Origin of the sequence: Variovorax sp. VaC1 (assembly GCF_043658315.1) — a bacterium.
In the GTDB taxonomy this organism is placed as follows: domain Bacteria; phylum Pseudomonadota; class Gammaproteobacteria; order Burkholderiales; family Burkholderiaceae_C; genus Variovorax.
In genome coordinates, this window is the sequence record NZ_JBIGLT010000003.1 from 688,537 (window position 1) to 706,715 (window position 18,179).

Consider the following 18,179-nt stretch of genomic DNA (forward strand, 5'->3'; position numbering starts at 1 on the left):
GATTTTTCGAAGCCGCCCGTGCGCGGCCGGGGACAGCCTTTGCCTGACGTTTTGCAACACCAAGGAAGCCACGCATGACCCCCGTCGCCACCGAAGACTCCGTGCTCGACACGACACCGCGTTCCCTCTGGCACGCGCTGGGCGACCTCGCCGTGAGTGCCGTCGTCGTCAGCGCGATCGCGCTGATCGTGAGCTTCATTTCCGCCGCTTGATTTGCGCGGCGCCCCTCCACACGAACACCGATCGCCATGACACTGATTTCCGCTCCCCGCCGCCGCCTGATCCAGGGCGTTGCCGCCGCCATCGCGCTGCCTTCCTCGTTCGCCGCACTGGCGCAGGCGCCCGCGCGGCAGCTTCGCATCGGCCACCAGAAAGGGCCGCTCAGCATCCTCAAGGGCCGCGGCACGCTGGAAAAGCGGCTCGCGCTGCTCGGCGTGACGGTCAAGTGGACCGAGTTCACCGCCGGCCCCGTTCAGCTCGAAGCCCTCAACGTCGGCTCCATCGACTTCGGCGATGTGGGCGAAGCGCCGCCCATCTTTGCGCAGGCTGCCGGTGCGCCGCTGGCCTATGTGGCGGCCACGGTGACGCGTCCGCAGTCCGAGGCGGTGCTCGTGCCCAAGGGCTCGGCCATCAAGACCGTGGCGGAGCTGAAGGGCAAGAAGATCGCGCTCAACAAGGGCTCGAATGTTCATTACTTCATCGTCAAGCTGTTCGAGAAGCACGGCCTCTCGTACAGCGACCTGAACCTGGTCTACCTGCCGCCCGCCGATGCGCGCGCCGCCTTCGAGAAGGGCTCGGTCGACGCCTGGGTCATCTGGGACCCGTTCCTCGCCGCGGCCGAAAAAGCGCTGGAAGCGCGCGTGCTGGCCGACGCCACCGGCGTCGTGGGCAACCGCGCCTACTACTTCTCGTCGCTCGACTACGTGGCAAAGAACGCCGACGTGCTCGCCATCGCCATCGAAGAGCTCAACAAGATCGACGTCTGGGGCGCCGCCAACAAGAGCGAATACGCGGGCGAACTGGCCAAGCTCTGGGGCCTGCCCAAGCCGGTGGCCGACCTGTCGGTGGGCCGCGTGGGCTTCGGCACGGGCCCGATCACCAAGGCCATCCTGGCCGAGCAGCAGAAGATTGCCGACACCTTCTTCGAGCTGAAGCTGATCCCGAAAAAGATCAACGTGCTCGAAGCCGCTGGCGCAGGGATCGCGTGATGCAGATCTTCTGGTTTCTCCCCACGCACGGCGACAGCCGCTACCTTGGCACGAGCGAAGGTGCGCGCCCCATCGACCTGGCCTACCTGCAGCAGATCGCGGGGGCAGCCGACAACCTGGGCTACGAAGGCGTGCTGATTCCCACGGGCCGTTCTTGCGAAGACCCATGGGTCATCGCATCGAGCCTGATCGGCTCGACGAAGAAGCTCAAGTTCCTGGTCGCGGTGCGGCCCGGCCTGCACCAGCCCAGTCTGGCCGCGCGCATGGCCGCCACGTTCGACCGGCTTTCCGGTGGGCGCCTGCTGGTGAACCTCGTGACCGGCGGCGACCAGGCCGAACTCGAAGGCGACGGCGTGTACCTCGATCATGCGTCGCGCTACGAGCAGTCGGCCGAGTTCATCCGCATCTGGCGCGAGATCATCGCGCGCAGCCATGACGGGCAGGCCTTCGACTACGACGGCAAGCACCTGAGCGTGAAGGGCGCCAAGCTGCTGTATCCGCCAGTGCAGAAGCCGCACCCGCCCGTGTGGTTCGGCGGCTCGTCGGCCGCGGCGCACGACCTCGCGGCCGAGCAGGTCGATGCGTACCTCACCTGGGGTGAACCGCCCGCCGAAGTGGCGAAGAAGATCGCCGACGTGCGTGCCCGTGCCGAGAAGCAGGGCCGCCGCGTCGAGTTCGGCGTCCGCCTGCACGTGATCGTGCGCGAGACCGAAGACGCTGCCTGGAAGGCCGCCGAAGAACTGATCAGCCGCGTGGACGACGAGACCGTCATTCGCGCCCAGGCCGCCTTCGCGCGCATGGACTCCGAAGGCCAGCGTCGCATGGCTGCACTGCATGCCGGCGGTGCGAAGCGCTCGCGCGCCGAGCTGGAGATCTCGCCGAACCTGTGGGCCGGCGTGGGCCTCGTGCGCGGCGGTGCCGGTACCGCACTGGTGGGCGATGCGAAGACGGTGGCTGCGCGCATCGAGGAGTACGCGGCACTCGGCCTCGACAAATTCATTCTCTCGGGCTACCCGCATCTGGAAGAGGCATATCGCTTCGCCGAGCTGGTGTTCCCGCTGCTGTCGCGCAAGGCGCAGGCGCGTCTGGCCGGGGGCTCGCTGAGCGGCCCGTTCGGTGAGGTCGTTGCCAACCTCGATGCGCCGTCGCGCCTCGTTTCTCAAAGCTGAAGGACGCTTATGACTGAACAAGTGCAGGAGCTTCCGGTGGCTTCGACCGATTCCGACGCGGCTCCCGGCAGCGCGCTGAAGGCCTTCGCCCTTAACGTCGCGGGCCGCCTCGTTCCCTGGCTCGTGCCCGTGGGGCTCATCGTGTTCTGGCAGATCGCCTCGTCGTTGGGCTGGCTGTCGACGCGCGTGCTGCCGGCGCCCATCGATGTGGTCAAGGCCGCATGGACGCTCACCGCATCGGGCGAGCTGTGGACGCACGTCAAGGTCAGCGCCGGCCGCGCGCTCGCGGGCCTGGCCATCGGCGGCGGTGCCGGGCTGGCGCTGGGCCTGTTGACGGGCTCGGTGAAGTTCGCCGAGACGCTGCTCGACTCGACCATCCAGATGGTGCGCAACATCCCCGCGCTGGCGCTGATTCCGCTCGTGATCCTGTGGTTCGGCATCGACGAGTCGGCCAAGCTGTTCCTGATCTCGGTGTCGGTGTTCTTCCCGATCTACCTGAACACCTTCCACGGCATCCGCAACGTCGATCCGCAGCTCATCGAGATGGGTCGCACCTACGGCCTGTCGCGATGGCAGCTGTACCGCGAGGTGATCCTGCCGGGTGCGCTGTCGTCGATCCTGGTGGGCCTGCGTTTTTCGCTGGGCCTGATGTGGGTGATTCTGATCGTGGCCGAGACCATCTCGGCGCAGGCCGGCATCGGCTACCTGACCATGAACGCCCGCGAGTTCCTGCAGACCGACATCGTGCTGGTGGGCATCCTGCTGTATGCGCTGCTCGGCAAGCTCGCCGACCTGTTCGCGCGCGGACTGGAGCAATGGTGGCTGCGCTGGCACCCCGGCTACCAGCGCAAGCCGAAGTGAGGGCAGGGCACATGATGAACTACGCCATTTCGCGACGCACGGCCATCGCCACGTTGGGCGCGCTGGGTGTTGCGGGTGCGGGCGTCGCGCTGGCACAAGGTTCCGTCACGCGACCTGTGACCGTGCGGCTCGGCTATCAGAAGTCTTCCACGCTGATCGCGGTGCTGAAGGTGCAAGGCACGCTCGAAAAGCAGCTCGCGCCGCTCAACGCCGCGCTGAGGTGGCATGAGTTCACCAGCGGCCTGCCGCTGCTCGAAGCGCTGAACCTCGACAACCTCGACATCAGCGCCGACGTGGCCGACACCGTGCCCGTGTTCGCGCAGGCGGCCGGTGCCGACCTGACCTTCGTCGCCCAAGAGGCGCCGTCGCCCGCCGCGCAAGCCATCGTGGTGCGCGAAGACTCGCCGATCCGCTCGGTGGCCGACCTCAAGGGCAAGAAGATCGGCTTTGCGAAGGCGGCCGGCGTGCACTACCTGCTGATCGCCGCGCTCGACAAGGCGGGCCTGTCGTTCAAGGACATCGAGCCCGCGTACCTCACGCCTGCCGATGGCCGCGCCGCCTTCGAGAAGGGCGCGATCGACGCCTGGGTGGTGTGGGACCCGTTTCTTTCCGCGGCACAACGCCAGCCGGGCCAGTCGAAGGTGCGCGTGCTGGCCGACGGCACGGGCATCGCCTCGTACCAGCGCTACTACCTTGCCGGCAGCAAGTTCGCGAAGGCGCGGCCCGACGTGCTGCGCGTGGTCTACGCCCAGTTGGAGAAGACCGGCCAGTGGGTCAAGCAGAACCCGAAGGAAGCGGCCGTGCTGCTGGCACCGGTCTGGGGCCTGGACGCCGCGACCATCGAGCAGGCCAACAGCCGCCGCAGCTATGTGGTGCGGCCGGTCGTGGCCGAAGGGCTGGCCGAGCAGCAACGCATTGCCGATGCCTTCTTCGCCGAGAAGCTGCTGCCCAGAAAAATCAATGCGCTGAACGTGGCGCTTTTCAAACCCGGAGCCTGATCCATGAGTGCCGTCCTGAAAGATATCCAGCAACCCCAGGCCATCGGGGGTGGCGTGCGCCTGGAGGCGCGCGGCCTGCACAAGCGCTATGGCGCGCGCGAAGTGTTGCGCAACACCAGGCTCACCATCGAGCCGGGCCAGTTCATCGCCATCGTGGGGCGCAGCGGTTGCGGCAAGAGCACGCTGCTGCGGCTCATCGCGGGCCTCGAAGAGGCATCGTCCGGCGGGCTCTATACCGACGGCAAGGCCGTGCATGGCCTGCACGACGACACGCGGATCATGTTCCAGGAAGCGCGCCTGTTGCCCTGGCGCCGCGTGCTCGACAACGTGACGCTCGGCCTGCCCGGCGACGCCAAGGCGCGCGGCAAGGAAGTGCTGGCGCAGGTCGGCCTGGCCGACCGCGAGAACGAATGGCCGGCGCGGCTGTCGGGCGGCCAGCGCCAGCGCGTGGCGCTTGCGCGGGCACTGGTGCATCACCCGCGGCTGTTGCTGCTCGACGAGCCGCTGGGCGCGCTCGACGCACTCACGCGCATCGAGATGCACCGCCTCATCGAGAACCTGTGGCAGCGCCATCGCTTCACCGCGCTGCTGGTGACGCACGACGTGCAGGAAGCCGTGGCGCTGGCCGACCGCGTGATCCTGATCGAAGACGGCCGTATCGCGCTCGACGAAAACATCGCGCTGGCCCGCCCGCGTTCGCAGGGCGACCCGGCCTTCGCGGCCATCGAGAAACGCATCCTCGACCGCGTGCTGCAAAAGCCCGACGAGCCCGAGGCGGACAACGCCGGCGCGGGCTGGCTTGGCACGCCGGCACATGCGCTGCGCTGGGCCATCTGATTTCTTTTCTTTCTTCCGTCTCTCTTTCTTTTTCTCCAACCCTGAAAGGCAGTTGTATGTCGCAGAACTGGAAATTCGAAACCCTGTCGGTGCATGCCGGCTACTCGCCCGAGCCGACCACGCGCGCCGTCGCACCGCCGATCTACCAGACGGTGGCCTACGCCTTCGACAGCGCGCAGCACGGTGCCGACCTGTTCGACCTGAAGGTGCCGGGCAACATCTACACCCGCATCAACAACCCGACGCAGGACGTGCTGGAGCAGCGCGTGGCCGCGCTCGAAGGCGGCATCGCAGCGCTGGCACTGGCCTCGGGCCAGGCGGCGGTGACTTACGCGATCCAGACCATTGCCGAGGCGGGCGACAACATCATCAGCAGCACCGCGCTGTATGGCGGCACCTACAACCTGTTCGCGCACACGCTGCCGCAGTTCGGCATCACCACGCGCTTTGCGGACCATCGCGATCCGAGCAGCTTCGAGAAGCTGTTCGACGAGAAGACCAAGGCCGTGTTCGTCGAGTCGCTGGGCAACCCGGCCGGCAACGTGACCGACATCGCGGCCATCGCCGAGATCGCGCACCGCCACGGCGTGCCCCTGATCGTCGACAACACCGTGCCTTCGCCTTACCTGAGCCGGCCCATCGAGCATGGTGCCGACATCGTCGTGCATTCGCTCACCAAGTACCTGGGCGGCCACGGCACCAGCATCGGCGGTGCCATCGTCGATTCGGGCAAGTTCCCGTGGGCCGAGCACAAGCAGCGCTTCAAGCGCCTGAACGAGCCCGACGTGAGTTACCACGGCGTGGTCTACACCGAAGCGCTGGGCCCGGCCGCCTACATCGGCCGCGCGCGCGTGGTGCCGCTGCGCAATACCGGCGCGGCCATCTCGCCGTTCAACGCCTTCCTGATTCTGCAGGGCATCGAGACGCTGGCGCTGCGCATGGACCGCATCAGCAGCAATGCGCTCGCGGTGGCGCAGCACCTGAAGACGCACAAGGCCGTGAACTGGGTCAACTACGCAGCGCTCGAAGACCACCCCGACCACGCGTTGGCCAAGAAGTACTTCGGCGGCAAGTCCAGCGGCGTGCTGACCTTCGGCATCGGCAGCGGCCGCGAGGGTGGGGCGAAATTCCTCGATGCGCTCAAGCTGTTCACGCGACTGGTGAACATCGGCGACGTGCGTTCGCTGGCCACGCATCCGGCTTCGACCACGCACCGCCAGCTGTCGCCCGAAGAGCTGGCCAAGGCCGGCGTGACCGAAGACACGGTGCGCCTGTCGGTCGGCATCGAACACATCGACGACCTGATCGCCGATCTCGACGTGGCGCTGGCCGCCGCGTCCTGAACGCCTTGCAGAAAGAACCATGAGCACACTCAACACCATTCCCGACGCGGCGCTCGACCAGCTGTTTCGCAAGGCGCGCACCGTGCACGCCTTCAAGCCGGTGCCGGTGACCGACGAACTGATCCACAAGCTCTACGACCTCGTGAAGTGGGGGCCGACCGCCTTCAATGCCCAGCCGGCGCGCTTCGTGTTCGTGCGCAGCGAAGAGGCCAAGGCAAAGCTCAAGCCAGCGGTGTCGGCGGGCAACACGGCGCAGACGCTGCAGGCCGGCGTGACGGTGATCGTGGCGCACGACACGCGCTTCTACGAGCACCTGCCCGCGCAGTTCCCGGCCTACGACGCCAAGCCCATCTTCGAGAAGAGCGCCGAGGCCGCGCAGGCCACGGCCTTTCGCAACAGCAGCCTGCAGGGCGCTTACCTGATCCTGGCGGCGCGTTCGCTCGGGCTCGACGCGGGGCCGCAATCGGGCTTCAACGCGGAACTGGTCGACAAGGCCTTCTTTCCCGATGGTCGCTACCGCGCCAACTTCCTCGTCAACCTCGGCGTGGCCGACCACGCCAGCACGTTCGAGCGGGGGCCCCGGCTCGCGTTCGACGAAGTGGCGCAGATCGTTTGAGCTGCCGCCGCTTCATCACTTCCACCCAGACCCATCCTTCCACCTGAAAGAGAAACCATCATGTCCATTCAAGCCATCAACGTGCGCAACCAGTTCAAGGGCAAGGTCCGCGAGATCATCCGCGGCGACGTCGTCTCCGAAGTCGATGTCGAAACCGCCTGGGGCATCGTGACCTCGGTCATCACCACGCGCTCGGTCGACGAGCTGCAGCTCAAGGTCGGCTCCGACGTGGTCGCCCTCGTGAAGTCGACGGAGGTTTCGATCGCGAAGCTCTGACGGACCCTCGGGCAATTGCGAACAACCCGGCGCCGTTTTTGGCGCCGGGTTTTTTTGCGTCAGGCCGCGAGCGGCACCAGTCGCCAGAGGCCGTAGGGGTTGTGAAAGAGCGAGTCTTCCTCGTAGGTCTGGTTGCTCTCTTCTTCGATGCGGTAGACCGGCGCGTCCGCCGCCACCGAGAAGGTCTGGCCGCGCCGGATGGTGGGCTGCTCGGTGAACAGGTAGTGCGTGAAGGCGCGCAGCAGTTCGGTGGCGGCCGTCGGGTCGCCGGGGCCGGTGGTCACGGCATCTTTCAAGCCGAGGTTGTGCATGCCGCAGGAGCACACATCCTCGCCGGTGAGATAGACCACCAACGCCCGGTGGGCAAAGAACAGATGGAGGTGCGCGCAGTGGTCGAGCCATACGGAAGGCGTGTGCGCCAGGCCCGTGCTCTCCACCTTCACGCCGAGGCCGCCCGCGCGCACGAGGGCTGCACCTGCCCGCATGAGCGATTCGGCGTTCTGCTGGCTCCCGCCAGAACCAACGAGATAGACCACCGACCGGTGCGTGGCAATGGCCGCCATCTCGGCCGTGTCGCGCCAGTGGGGGCCGGCCGCGTGGAAGGCCCTGGCCATGCGTTCGTCCCGATCTTCGAAGACCAGTTCGCAGCTGAAGCGCGTCTCGGTGTGCATGAGGATGCGGCCGGCGAAGAGGTAGCCGTCGCCGTCCTCGATGAGCCGGGGGATCAGCTCGGTGGTGCTCTCCCAGGGGCCGGGAATGCACAGGACCATCTCGGGATCTTGGATCGGCTCGCTCACATCTTGTCCTTGCCGTTGTCGGGGCGGCCATTTTGCGCGAGGCATCGAGCGGCTTATAGATCGCCTGGTTGTTAGGAATCGACTTTTCAGTTGTTGGAGCTTCGGCCTCGCACTCCTAAAGTGGTGGTCATCGCCACCAAGGCGACATCCAACGCACAACAGGAGCCGCACAGCATGTCAGTGGAAGTCGAAGAACTCGTCCTGCCCGAAGCACTGGAACAGGCGCGCGCCAAGGCAGCCGAAGCCAACTGGCCCTACGCGGGCGGCGTGACGCCACCGGTGGCGTGGGCGCTGGTACAGAAAGGGCAGGCCATGCTGGTCGATGTGCGCTCGGGCGAAGAGCGCAAGTTTGTCGGCCACGTGCCAGAAAGCCTGCACGTGGCCTGGGCCACGGGAACGGCCCTCACGCGCAACCCGCGCTTCGTGCGCGAGCTCGAAGCCAAGCTTGCCAAAGATGGTGGCAAGGAGGCGGTGGCGCTGCTGCTGTGCCGCAGTGGCAAGCGCTCGGCGCTGGCTGCCGAGGCTGCGGCCAAGGCGGGCTTTACCCACGTCTTCAATGTGCTCGAAGGCTTCGAGGGCGAGATCGACGACCAGCAACACCGCGGCGGTGCCGACGGCTGGCGCTTCCACAAGCTGCCCTGGGTGCAGGACTGACCCACTACGACAAACCGGATTTTCCAGGGAGGAAAAACACATGGCCCATTTCGAGGTGAGCGACATCGTGCGCGCGCTGCATGGCGTGCGCGACGAGTGGCGTGATTCGCAACGCCGTTCGCGCGAACCCGGCGCACGCGAGTTTCCGTCGCGCGATGCACTGGCGCAGATCGTGGAGTCGCTGAAAGGCGCGCTGTTTCCGATGCGGCTCGGGCCGCCCGACCTGCGCCACGAGAGCGAGGACTTCTATGTCGGCCACACGCTCGATGCGGCCTTGCAGGCACTGCTGGTGCAGGCGCGGCTCGAGTTGAACTTCAACGCGCGTCACCAGCCGCGTTCCGCGAGCGAGATCGACGAGGCCGCGACGGAGGCGGTACGCCAGTTCGCGAATGCATTGCCGGGCTTGCGCCGCCTGCTCGACAGCGACGTGCTCGCGGCCTACCAGGGCGATCCGGCCGCACGCAGCGTGGACGAAGTGCTGCTGTGCTACCCCGGCGTGCTCGCGATGATCCATCACCGTCTGGCGCATCGGCTGTACGCGCTCGACCTGCCGTTGCTGGCGCGCATCGTCGCCGAACTGGCACACGCGCAGACCGGTATCGACATCCATCCGGGCGCGCAGATCGACGCGGGTTTCTTCATCGACCACGGCACGGGCGTCGTGATCGGCGAGACCGCCGTCATCGGCAAGCGCGTGCGGCTCTACCAGGCCGTCACGCTCGGTGCCAAGCGCTTTCCGACCGATACCGAAGGCAACCTGCAGAAGGGATTGCCGCGGCATCCGGTGGTGGAAGACGACGTGGTGATCTACGCCGGCGCGACCATCCTCGGGCGCGTCACGCTGGGCAAGGGCGCGGTCATCGGCGGCAATGTGTGGATCACCGACGACGTGCCTGCGGGCGCGAGCGTCACGCAGGCCAGCCTGCAGAACGCACCGAAAGCGAGTGCGCCATGAAAGCCTTTGTTGAAGACTTCGGCGTCACCGTGCGCCAGTTGCGCGAGGGCAAGGGCTGGTCGCAGGAAGAACTGGCGGAGCGTTCCGATCTGAACCGCTCCTACGTGGGCGAGATCGAGCGCGGTAGGGTGATCCCCTCGATCGTCACCGCGCAAAAGCTCGCCACTGCGTTGGGCATCAACATGGTCGGCTTGCTCATGCGTTGCGAGCAGCTGGAGCAATCGCGCCTTGCGCGAAGAATCAACTTGGCGGCTATAGCCTGTTGAGGGGAAACCCGTGGTCGCCAGACACTGGCGGCCACTTTCTTTCCAACAGGAGCCTTGATTCATGAGCGCAACAGTCGGTGGTACCACCGCCCTTGGCGACAACGCCGCACGCCAGCTAGCTAATGCCACCAAGACAGTTCCCCAGCTCGAGACGATCAGCCCGCGCTGGCTGACGCACCTGCTGCAATGGGTGCCAGTTGAAGCGGGTATCTACCGCGTCAACAAGGTCAAGAACCCCGAGTCGATCAAGGTCACCTGCACCTCGCGCGAAGAAGAAAACCAACTGCCGCGCACCTTCGTCGACTACGAAGAAAACCCGCGCGAGCACTACCTCAATGCCGTGAGCACCGTGCTCGACGTGCACACCCGCATCTCCGACCTGTACAGCAGCCCGCACGACCAGATCAAGGAGCAGCTGCGCCTGACGATCGAGACGATCAAGGAGAACCAGGAGAGCGAGCTCATCAACAACCCCGACTACGGCCTGCTGGCCCAGGTGAGCGAAGAGCAGCGTATCTTTCCGCTGACCGGCGCGCCCACGCCCGACGACCTCGACGAGCTGCTGACCAAGGTCTGGAAAGAGCCCGCGTTCTTCCTCACGCACCCGCTGGCCATTGCCGCCTTCGGCCGTGAAGCCACCCGCCGTGGCACGCCGCCGCCGACCGTGAGCCTGTTCGGCTCGCAGTTCATCACCTGGCGCGGCATTCCGCTGATTCCCTCGAACAAGGTGCCGGTGGCCGATGGCAAGAGCAAGATCCTGCTGCTGCGCGTGGGCGACAAGCGCCAGGGCGTGATCGGCCTCTTTCAGCCGGGCTTGTCGGGCGAGCAGAGCCCGGGCCTGTCGGTGCGCTTCATGGGCATCAACAACCACGCGATCGCGTCGTACCTGATCTCGCTGTATTGCTCGCTCGCGGTGCTGACCACCGATGCGCTGGCGGTGCTCGACGACGTCGAGATCGGCAAGTACCACGACTATCCCGACACCTACAAGTAAGCCGCGGTGAGTACCCCATTGACTCCGGGCGGCCTGCCGTCGCAGGCGGGCGAGGCGCCGTTCGATCCGGCCATCCTCTCGCGCATGGCCAGCGCCATGTTCTCCGCGCTGCCGGGCACGCCGCCGTCCTCGTTGCCGGGTGTGGCGAGCGGGCTGGTGCCGGGCGCGCAGTTTCCCGCCAATATCGCACCGCCGGGTTCACCGTTGGTGAGTCCGGCCGGCTTCGGGCCGAGCGTGCCGGGCACGCCGATTCCGCAAGGGCAGATTCCGGGCGCGAACGTGCTGCCCGCGTCGCTGACGCAATTGCCGTCGCTCGCGAATCGCGTGCCGGCCTTGCTCCCGCATGCAGTGGCGGGCAATGGCGTACCCGACCACGTGCTGTCGGTGGCACCGGCTTTCGAGCCGCGCCTGGGCGGCACGGTGCAGGGCCTGCCGCAGCAGGCCAATGCGCCTGCTGCGCCGCAGGCGGCCGCGTCGCCGTTCTACTTCTTGAATAACAGCTACGGTCATCCGTTGGCGGGTGACGGCCATGGTGCCGCGATTCATGACCCGTTCGCCGGCCTTGCCGCACCTGTGGCCCAGCCGGCATTGCCGCCGAGCCCGCCTTCTGCGTCAGCCGGTCGCGATGCGCAGTTCTACTTTGTCGATGCGGTGCGCTTGCCCAACGGCTTCGTCACGCCAGCCAAGCCGGACCCACGTGGCCCCGAGGCCGTGCCATTGGCCGGCAGTGGACAGCATCCTCCATTCGACGTTCATGCCGTGCGGCGCGACTTTCCGATCCTGCAGGAGCGCATCAACGGGCGGCAACTCGTGTGGTTCGACAACGCGGCCACCACGCACAAGCCGCGATCGGTGATCGACCGCATCGCGTACTTCTACGCGCACGAGAACTCGAACATCCATCGCGCAGCGCATGAACTGGCCGCACGCGCAACCGACGCCTATGAAGGCGCACGGGAGCGGGTACGCAAGTTCATCAACGCGCCCGAGGTGGAAGAGGTGATCTTCGTGCGTGGCACCACCGAGGCCATCAACCTCGTGGCCAAGAGTTGGGGTGGCCAGCATGTGGGCGAGGGCGACGAGATCATCGTTTCCAACCTGGAGCACCACGCCAACATCGTGCCTTGGCAGCAGCTTGCTGCCGCCAAGGGCGCGAAGCTGCGCGTGATTCCGGTCGACGATTCGGGGCAGGTGCTGCTCGATGAATACCGCAAGCTGCTCAACGACCGCACGAAGATCGTGGCCGTCACGCAGGTCTCGAATGCGCTGGGCACCGTGGTGCCGGTGAAGGAGATCGTCGAGCTGGCTCATCGTGCGGGCGCGAAGGCGCTGGTCGATGGTGCGCAGTCGGTCTCGCACATGCGCGTGGACGTGCAGGACATCGGCGCCGACTTCTTCGTGTTCTCCGGTCACAAGGTGTTCGGCCCGACCGGCATCGGCGTGGTCTGGGGCAAGCGCGAAGTGCTTGAAGACATGCCCCCTTGGCAGGGCGGCGGCAACATGATTGCCGACGTGACCTTCGAGAAGACGGTGTTCCAGCCGATCCCGAACAAGTTCGAGGCCGGCACCGGCAACATCGCCGACGCGGTGGGGCTGGGTGCCGCCATCGACTACGTCAACAAGGTCGGCATCGAGAACATCGCGCGCTACGAGCATGACCTGCTGGTCTACGGCATGGCGCAACTCGGCGCGATCCCGGGTGTGCGGCTGATCGGCACGGCGGCCGACAAGGCCAGCGTGATGTCCTTCGTGCTCGACGGCTACAGCACCGAAGAGGTGGGGCAGGCGTTGAACGAAGAGGGCATCGCGGTGCGCACGGGCCACCACTGCGCGCAGCCGATCCTGCGGCGCTTCGGTGTCGAGACCACGGTGCGGCCGTCGCTGGCGTTCTACAACACCTTCGACGAGGTCGATCGGCTGGTGGCTGTGGTGCGCAGGCTGGCTGGTCAGCGCCGCGCGGGTTAGGGGGCGGCTCTTCCGCCCCGGCAGCTGTCAAACGCTGCCAAAGACTATCAAAGGCCCGTCGCCGATCCGCGTCGGACCGCGCCAACTCAAGGCACGCCGGCAGAGCGGATGGGAATGAGCAGGTCCGTGCGCAGCTCGGCCTGCGACACCTGCCGCGGCGAGTTCAGGTAGTGCTCCAGCATGGGCCGGTCGTCCGGCTCGTAGCCGCTGCCCGGCAGCCAACGGGCATACAGCGCGTTGATGGCTGCGTTGATGCGGGCATAGGGGCCGGCCAGGCAATGCAGCGCATAGCGGCCGCCCGGCAAGTCCAGCGTTTCGAGCTTCACGTGGGCAGGCCAGGGCTCGGGCGATGCCGCTGCGGCGTAGTACCGGTAGTCGTCAGGATTGGGCCCCTCGCCGCAGGAAACGCCCAGCCAGGCCGACATGACCCGGTCGCCGGCGTAGGCGCGCAGCCGGCGATGCGTGTGCGGAATGGTCGACAGCGGCCCCAGGTGACGCAAGGCCTGCACTTGCTGCGCGGGCCGCTCGACGATCCGCACCAGGGCCTGGGCGGCGCCGGCATCGGGCGCCATGCGCTGCATCTGCTGCTGGAACTCGCGCGGCGACTGTCCGGTGAAGTGGCCGAAGGCCCGCGAGAAGGCCTGCGGGCTGTCGTAGCCGACCTCCATGGCCACCTGCGTGACGCTCTGGTGGCCTTCTTCGAGCAACTGCGTCGCGCGCGCCAGCCGCACGCGACGCACCGTGGCCGCCACCGTTTCGCCGGCGATGCTGCTGTAGACGCGGTGGAAGTGAAAGGGCGAGAAATGCGCCAGCCGCGCCAGGTCTTCGAGGCGGTGCTCCGCCATCGGGTCCGCCACGATGGCCGCGACCACACGGGCCACGCGGGCCCGGTAGTTCTCTTCGGCGCGCGGGGTTCTCATGGGGGCGAGTGTGCCGCTTTCAGGCGCGGCGTACTTAGCCGTTCTTGCGCAGTGACGCCAAGGCCGCGCCTGCCTAACGATGGCGGAGCAACCGGCCAGCACGAAAGGCCGGCGTGCCTAGGCGTCAGGAGTTAGCCGCCTGCAGAAGATGCCGCTTGAGGAATTCAACCACCTTGGCGTTGAAAGTGGCATGAAAGGCCGCCCGGTCGAAGCCCGGTTCGTCGTTGCAGATCTCCAGTTTGGCCGCGAGCTGCGTGGCCGAGCAGGGCGGCAGAAAGCCGAAGTGCGCGGCCTTGTCCGCCACGTGCCACTCGGGCGGTGAGGGCAGGTTGCGGCGAACCGCGGCTACGCTTTCCGGCGTGACGCCGTCACCACCGTAGGCGGAGGCCCAGAGCTGGATCGGGAGGGTGACGTTCTTCAGGCCTTGGGTGTCGAAGATCGGGCTGAACGGGTCGGCGATCACCGCCGCCTTGATGCGTGCGTCATGCGTCAGCGGCGTGGCCAGGAGCTCCCTGAAGCGCTCCTGCATCAGCGTGCACAGCGGACTCGTGGGGGCCGATGCGCAGTTGGACGAAGGCAGGGGCGGGAGCCGTTCGAAATTGGGCACGGCACCGCCGAGCACGAGGCCGGTGTAGCCGCCCCTGGAAAAACCGAAGAAGCCGATCCTGTCGGCCGCCAGCGCGCTGCGCGACGGCCACTGCTGCAGCATGTAGTCGATCAGCCGCTTGATGTCGGTGGTGCGCGTCGCGAGCGCGGAAATCCTGTCGTTCGGGCCACCTCGGATCTGGTAGTTGTCGCTCGAATGGCTGATGGCCGCGACCACGAAACCGGCATCGGCCAGGGCTTGCGCCGTGTCCTGGTGGCCGCGGAAGGAGCCGCCATAGCCGTGCGACACCACGACCAACGGCAATTGCGCACCGGCGACCGGGCAGTCCTTGGTGTCGGGCGTGGCGCAGGGCGTCCACACGGCGCCGTGCAGCGCCGGGCCTTGCGCGTCGGCGGGTACTTCGATGGTGGTGAAACCGGCGGCCTGGGCGAAGGGCGCCGCGAGGCAGCAGAGCGTGAGCAAGAGCAGGCGAAGAAGGGGCATGGCGGGTCCTGGCAAGAGAGGATGCAAAGGCCGGGGCGCGTGGCGGGCGTGGCGCATCTGCCGGCCGCGACGGCACGGGTTGTCATGGCGGCCAGTGTGCCGATCCGGGCCGCCGCGTACTTAGCAGACTTTGCGCAAATGCACCGGCTTGGCGCGGCGGCGCCGGAGCGTTTTTTCGCCGCGTTATGCTGTGCGGCACCGTCAATCACGAGCCTCACACGAATGCCCCCGATCGAAGATTCCCCCGTTCCTGCCAGTGCCGATGCATCCTGCGATGTGCTCGTGATCGGCGGCGGCCCTGCCGGCTCCACGGTGGCGGCGCTGCTGGCGCAGCAGGGCCGCAGCGTGGTCTTGCTCGAAAAGGCGCACCACCCGCGCTTTCACATCGGCGAATCGCTGCTGCCCGCGAATGTCGAGCTGTTCGAAAAGCTCGGCGTGCGCGACCAGGTCGAGAAGATCGGCATGCCCAAGTTCGGCATCGAGTTCGTCTCGCCCGAGCACGAGCACCGCAGCTATGTGGAATTTGCCGAGGGATGGGACAAGTCGCTCGACTCCGCCTGGCAGGTGCGCCGCTCCGAACTCGACGAGCTGCTGTTCCGCAATGCCGCCACGCGCGGCGCGCAGACCCTGGAAGGCTGCAAGGTGCGCGACGTGTCTTTCGACGCCGACGGCGCCACGGTACAGGCCGAGATGGACGACGGCGCCAAGCGCAGCTGGCGCACCCGCTTCGTGGTCGATGCGACCGGGCGCGACACGCTGCTCGCCAACAAATTCCGCTGCAAGGAAAAGAACCCCGACCACAACAGCACCGCGCTGTTCGGCCATTTCACGAATGCCGAGCGGCTCGAAGGCAAGAAGGAAGGCAACATCAGCATCTGCTGGTTTCCGCACGGCTGGTTCTGGTTCATTCCGCTGGCCGATGGCACCACCAGCGTGGGCGCGGTCTGCTGGCCGTACTACCTGAAGACCCGCGACAAGCCGCTGAAAGAATTCTTCTACGACACCATCGCGCTGTGCCCGGTGCTGGTGGACCGCCTGAAGAACGCCACGCTGGTCGACGATGCGGTGCACGCCACCGGCAACTTCTCGTACTCGAGTACGCACGCCACCGGCGACCGTTACCTGCTGCTGGGCGACGCCTTCACCTTCATCGACCCGATGTTCTCGTCGGGCGTGTACCTGGCGATGCACAGCGCCTTCGACGGTGCCGAGCTCGTGGCCACCGCGCTCGACCGGCCGGCGGAAATGCCCGCCACGCGCCAGGCCTTCGAGGCCATGATGCGCAAGGGCCCGAGCGAATACTCGTGGTTCATCTACCGCGTGACGAACCCGACCATCCGCGACATGTTCATGCACCCGGGCAATCCGTTCCGGGTGAAAGAGGCGCTGATGTCGCTGCTGGCCGGCGACATCTACAAGGGCACGCCGATGTGGGGCGCGCTGCGCATGTTCAAGGTGCTGTACTACGGCATCTCGATCGCCAACTTCCGCCGCACCTGGGCCGGCTGGAAGCGGCACCGCTTCAACACCCGCGACATGGGAATGTTGAAGGGCGAGACGATCCTCAAGTCGGACTGAGGTTCCACGCGGTGCGCGAGGCGCGCAGCGTGGCCACGGCGTGCGCAACGCCGAGCCCGGGGCTGCTGAGCACTTCGATGCCGAGGTTGCCGAGCAGGGCCGTCACCGGTGCCATCGAGGCCTGCGCCAGCACGATCACATCCGAGGCACTGGCCGCGGCGCGGATCGATTCGGCCAGCGTCTGCACATAGCGCGCGATGTCGCCGGCCTGGAAATGCACCCAGGCGTCTTCGACCAGCAGCGTGTTCGCGCGAATGCCGACGCCGGCCTGCGTGGCCGCCGAAAGAACCAGCGAGCGGGTCGGGTCCAACGTGCTTTCGACCGCACCGACGATCAGCACGCGGGGCCCGCTGCGCACCGCGCGATCGGCCATGGGCCGGTCGATGCGCAGGGCGGTGAAGGCGCCGCCGGTGGCCGTCTTTTCGGCGATGCCGCCGATGGTCGAGCAGGTGCACACGACCACCAGTGCGCCGTCCGCCGCGGCTTCGCGCATGGCCTCGTGCACGCGCGTGACCAGGCCCGTGTTGTCGACGCCCAGCGTGCGGGCATCGGCCAGCAGGTCTTCCATCACCAGGTGCTGGACGTTCAGCTCGGGCGCAAGCTCGCGCGCGAGACTCCCGAAGGTCTGCACATGCACCTGCGCCGTATGGAGGAACGCGAGCGTGTCACCCATGGTTTCTTTCGTGTCTTCGGTTTCAGCCGGCTTCGCGGGCGCGCCTGGCTTCGTAGGCCTTCAGGTGGACGTAGGCGGTGCGCAGCACCGAGGGTACGGCCGGGTCGCCGGCCGGCGCACGGCGCAGCAGGTCGCCAACGATGTGGTCGGCCTCGACCTGCGCACCGCGCACGATGTCCTTGTACATCGATGCCGTCATCGGCGAGCCCGCCGTCGTGACCACCGCGCGGCCGCGTTCGAGCGCCGAGGGGCGGGGCGCGAAGCCGTTGTGCGCGGCGATGGCGCAGCCCTCGTTGAAGATCGAGAGCGCCACGTCCTGGCCGCCGGCGGCCACGATGTCGCCGATGGACGCACGCATCAGGCTCGTGAGGCCCGCCGCCGAGGCGATGAAGACCCACTTCTCCCACATGTCCTGCATGATGGTTTCGCTGGCGGTGGCATCGAACTTCGCGCCCGCGAACTGTGCCGCGATGGCGTCGACGCGGGCCGATCGGCCGCCGGTGCGCTCGCCGTAGGTCAGGCCATGCATGTCGTTCAAGTGCAGCACGCGGCCTTCGTCGTCCAGCGTGGCGGAGATCATGCACAGGCCGCCGAGCACGCGTTCTTCACCGAAGCGCTCGACCAGCCGGTCGATGTGCTTCATGCCGTTGAGCAGCGGAAGGATGAGGGTGTTCGGGCCGACCGCGGGTGCGAACGCGTCCATGGTCGCATCGAGGTCGTAGGCCTTGCTGCCGACCACGACGACATCGAAGGGCGTCTTGATGTCTTCGGCCAGCACATGGGGCGGGGCCGGCAATTGCAGGTTGCCGAAAGGGCTCTGCACCACAAGCCCGGTCTTGGCGAGTTGCGCCACGCGGCGCGGGCGAAGCAGGAAGGTGACGTCGCGCCCCGCCTCGATCAGTCGACCGCCGAAATAGCCACCGAGTGCACCCGCACCCACCACCAGAAATCTCATCGCGCGTCGCTCCTGAAACGGAAA

The 18,179-nt window shown here is 66.9% G+C and carries 20 protein-coding genes; 15 read left to right on the forward strand and 5 right to left on the reverse strand.

What is annotated here, in order from left to right:
* Positions 1 to 74: 74 nt before the first annotated feature.
* Genes ACGLHS_RS15460 through ACGLHS_RS15500 form a run of 9 tightly spaced genes read left to right on the forward strand, consistent with a single transcriptional unit; the run spans position 75 to position 7,308 of the window.
* Positions 75 to 212, forward strand: a complete 138-nt coding sequence (locus ACGLHS_RS15460; protein ID WP_176801123.1) for a hypothetical protein — start codon at positions 75 to 77, stop codon at positions 210 to 212.
* A gap of 36 nt (positions 213 to 248) precedes the next feature.
* Positions 249 to 1,208: a sulfonate ABC transporter substrate-binding protein gene (locus ACGLHS_RS15465; RefSeq protein ID WP_394480923.1), complete on the forward strand. Its 960-nt coding sequence runs from the start codon at positions 249 to 251 to the stop codon at positions 1,206 to 1,208.
* On the forward strand, positions 1,208 to 2,377 hold the full coding sequence (gene ssuD / locus ACGLHS_RS15470) for an FMNH2-dependent alkanesulfonate monooxygenase (RefSeq protein ID WP_394480925.1): 1,170 nt from the start codon (positions 1,208 to 1,210) through the stop codon (positions 2,375 to 2,377). Before ACGLHS_RS15465 ends, ssuD begins: the two co-directional genes overlap by 1 nt.
* A gap of 9 nt (positions 2,378 to 2,386) precedes the next feature.
* Entirely contained in the window at positions 2,387 to 3,238 is an 852-nt protein-coding gene (ssuC, locus tag ACGLHS_RS15475; RefSeq protein WP_394480928.1) for an aliphatic sulfonate ABC transporter permease SsuC, read from the forward strand.
* 14 nt (positions 3,239 to 3,252) lie between these two features.
* Positions 3,253 to 4,236 carry an aliphatic sulfonate ABC transporter substrate-binding protein gene (locus ACGLHS_RS15480; protein ID WP_394480930.1) on the forward strand — a complete coding sequence of 328 codons (984 nt, stop codon included), beginning with the start codon at positions 3,253 to 3,255 and terminating at the stop codon, positions 4,234 to 4,236.
* Between the two features lie 3 nt (positions 4,237 to 4,239).
* On the forward strand, positions 4,240 to 5,073 hold the full coding sequence (locus ACGLHS_RS15485; protein WP_394480932.1) for an ATP-binding cassette domain-containing protein: 834 nt from the start codon (positions 4,240 to 4,242) through the stop codon (positions 5,071 to 5,073).
* Between the two features lie 56 nt (positions 5,074 to 5,129).
* Positions 5,130 to 6,416: an O-acetylhomoserine aminocarboxypropyltransferase/cysteine synthase family protein gene (locus tag ACGLHS_RS15490; protein ID WP_093240467.1), complete on the forward strand. Its 1,287-nt coding sequence runs from the start codon at positions 5,130 to 5,132 to the stop codon at positions 6,414 to 6,416.
* Positions 6,417 to 6,435: 19 nt separating this feature from the next.
* On the forward strand, positions 6,436 to 7,032 hold the full coding sequence (locus tag ACGLHS_RS15495; RefSeq protein ID WP_394480934.1) for a malonic semialdehyde reductase: 597 nt from the start codon (positions 6,436 to 6,438) through the stop codon (positions 7,030 to 7,032).
* A 60-nt stretch (positions 7,033 to 7,092) separates the two neighbouring features.
* Positions 7,093 to 7,308, forward strand: a complete 216-nt coding sequence (locus ACGLHS_RS15500; RefSeq protein WP_007829250.1) for a molybdopterin-binding protein — start codon at positions 7,093 to 7,095, stop codon at positions 7,306 to 7,308.
* Positions 7,309 to 7,367: 59 nt separating this feature from the next.
* On the opposite strand, the gene ACGLHS_RS15505 is transcribed toward ACGLHS_RS15500, so the two are convergent.
* Positions 7,368 to 8,105 (reverse strand): DUF4261 domain-containing protein, encoded by a 738-nt coding sequence (locus tag ACGLHS_RS15505; RefSeq protein ID WP_394480937.1) that lies wholly within the window; start codon positions 8,103 to 8,105, stop codon positions 7,368 to 7,370.
* 174 nt (positions 8,106 to 8,279) lie between these two features.
* On the opposite strand from ACGLHS_RS15505, the gene ACGLHS_RS15510 reads away from it, so the two are divergent.
* From ACGLHS_RS15510 to ACGLHS_RS15530, 5 genes are all read left to right on the forward strand, one after another.
* Positions 8,280 to 8,759 carry a rhodanese-like domain-containing protein gene (locus ACGLHS_RS15510; protein ID WP_394480939.1) on the forward strand — a complete coding sequence of 160 codons (480 nt, stop codon included), beginning with the start codon at positions 8,280 to 8,282 and terminating at the stop codon, positions 8,757 to 8,759.
* A 40-nt stretch (positions 8,760 to 8,799) separates the two neighbouring features.
* Complete coding sequence (gene epsC, locus ACGLHS_RS15515; RefSeq protein ID WP_394480941.1) at positions 8,800 to 9,714, forward strand: serine O-acetyltransferase EpsC; 915 nt, start codon at positions 8,800 to 8,802, stop codon at positions 9,712 to 9,714.
* On the forward strand, positions 9,711 to 9,980 hold the full coding sequence (locus ACGLHS_RS15520) for a helix-turn-helix transcriptional regulator (RefSeq protein ID WP_093240461.1): 270 nt from the start codon (positions 9,711 to 9,713) through the stop codon (positions 9,978 to 9,980). The genes epsC and ACGLHS_RS15520 overlap by 4 nt, the downstream gene beginning before the upstream one ends.
* A 61-nt stretch (positions 9,981 to 10,041) precedes the next feature.
* Complete coding sequence (locus ACGLHS_RS15525; protein ID WP_394480944.1) at positions 10,042 to 10,974, forward strand: family 2A encapsulin nanocompartment shell protein; 933 nt, start codon at positions 10,042 to 10,044, stop codon at positions 10,972 to 10,974.
* Positions 10,975 to 11,058: 84 nt separating this feature from the next.
* Positions 11,059 to 12,939: a family 2A encapsulin nanocompartment cargo protein cysteine desulfurase gene (locus ACGLHS_RS15530; protein ID WP_394481467.1), complete on the forward strand. Its 1,881-nt coding sequence runs from the start codon at positions 11,059 to 11,061 to the stop codon at positions 12,937 to 12,939.
* Between the two features lie 86 nt (positions 12,940 to 13,025).
* Here ACGLHS_RS15530 and ACGLHS_RS15535 read toward each other — a convergent pair whose 3' ends face one another.
* Positions 13,026 to 13,859, reverse strand: coding sequence for a GyrI-like domain-containing protein (locus ACGLHS_RS15535; RefSeq protein WP_394480946.1), 834 nt, complete (start codon positions 13,857 to 13,859; stop codon positions 13,026 to 13,028).
* 124 nt (positions 13,860 to 13,983) lie between these two features.
* Complete coding sequence (locus ACGLHS_RS15540; protein WP_394480948.1) at positions 13,984 to 14,949, reverse strand: alpha/beta hydrolase family protein; 966 nt, start codon at positions 14,947 to 14,949, stop codon at positions 13,984 to 13,986.
* 222 nt (positions 14,950 to 15,171) lie between these two features.
* Here ACGLHS_RS15540 and ACGLHS_RS15545 point away from each other — a divergent pair, with 222 nt between their 5' ends.
* The gene (locus ACGLHS_RS15545) at positions 15,172 to 16,527 is read left to right on the forward strand and encodes an NAD(P)/FAD-dependent oxidoreductase (protein WP_394480950.1); all 1,356 of its coding nucleotides are present in this window, start codon (positions 15,172 to 15,174) and stop codon (positions 16,525 to 16,527) included.
* Here ACGLHS_RS15545 and ACGLHS_RS15550 read toward each other — a convergent pair.
* Positions 16,514 to 17,200, reverse strand: coding sequence for an Asp/Glu/hydantoin racemase (locus tag ACGLHS_RS15550; RefSeq protein WP_394480952.1), 687 nt, complete (start codon positions 17,198 to 17,200; stop codon positions 16,514 to 16,516). The two genes, ACGLHS_RS15545 and ACGLHS_RS15550, sit on opposite strands and share 14 nt — an antisense overlap.
* Before the next feature lie 22 nt (positions 17,201 to 17,222).
* Entirely contained in the window at positions 17,223 to 18,155 is a 933-nt protein-coding gene (gene panE, locus ACGLHS_RS15555) for a 2-dehydropantoate 2-reductase (protein ID WP_394480954.1), read from the reverse strand.
* Between the last annotated feature and the right edge of the window lie 24 nt (positions 18,156 to 18,179).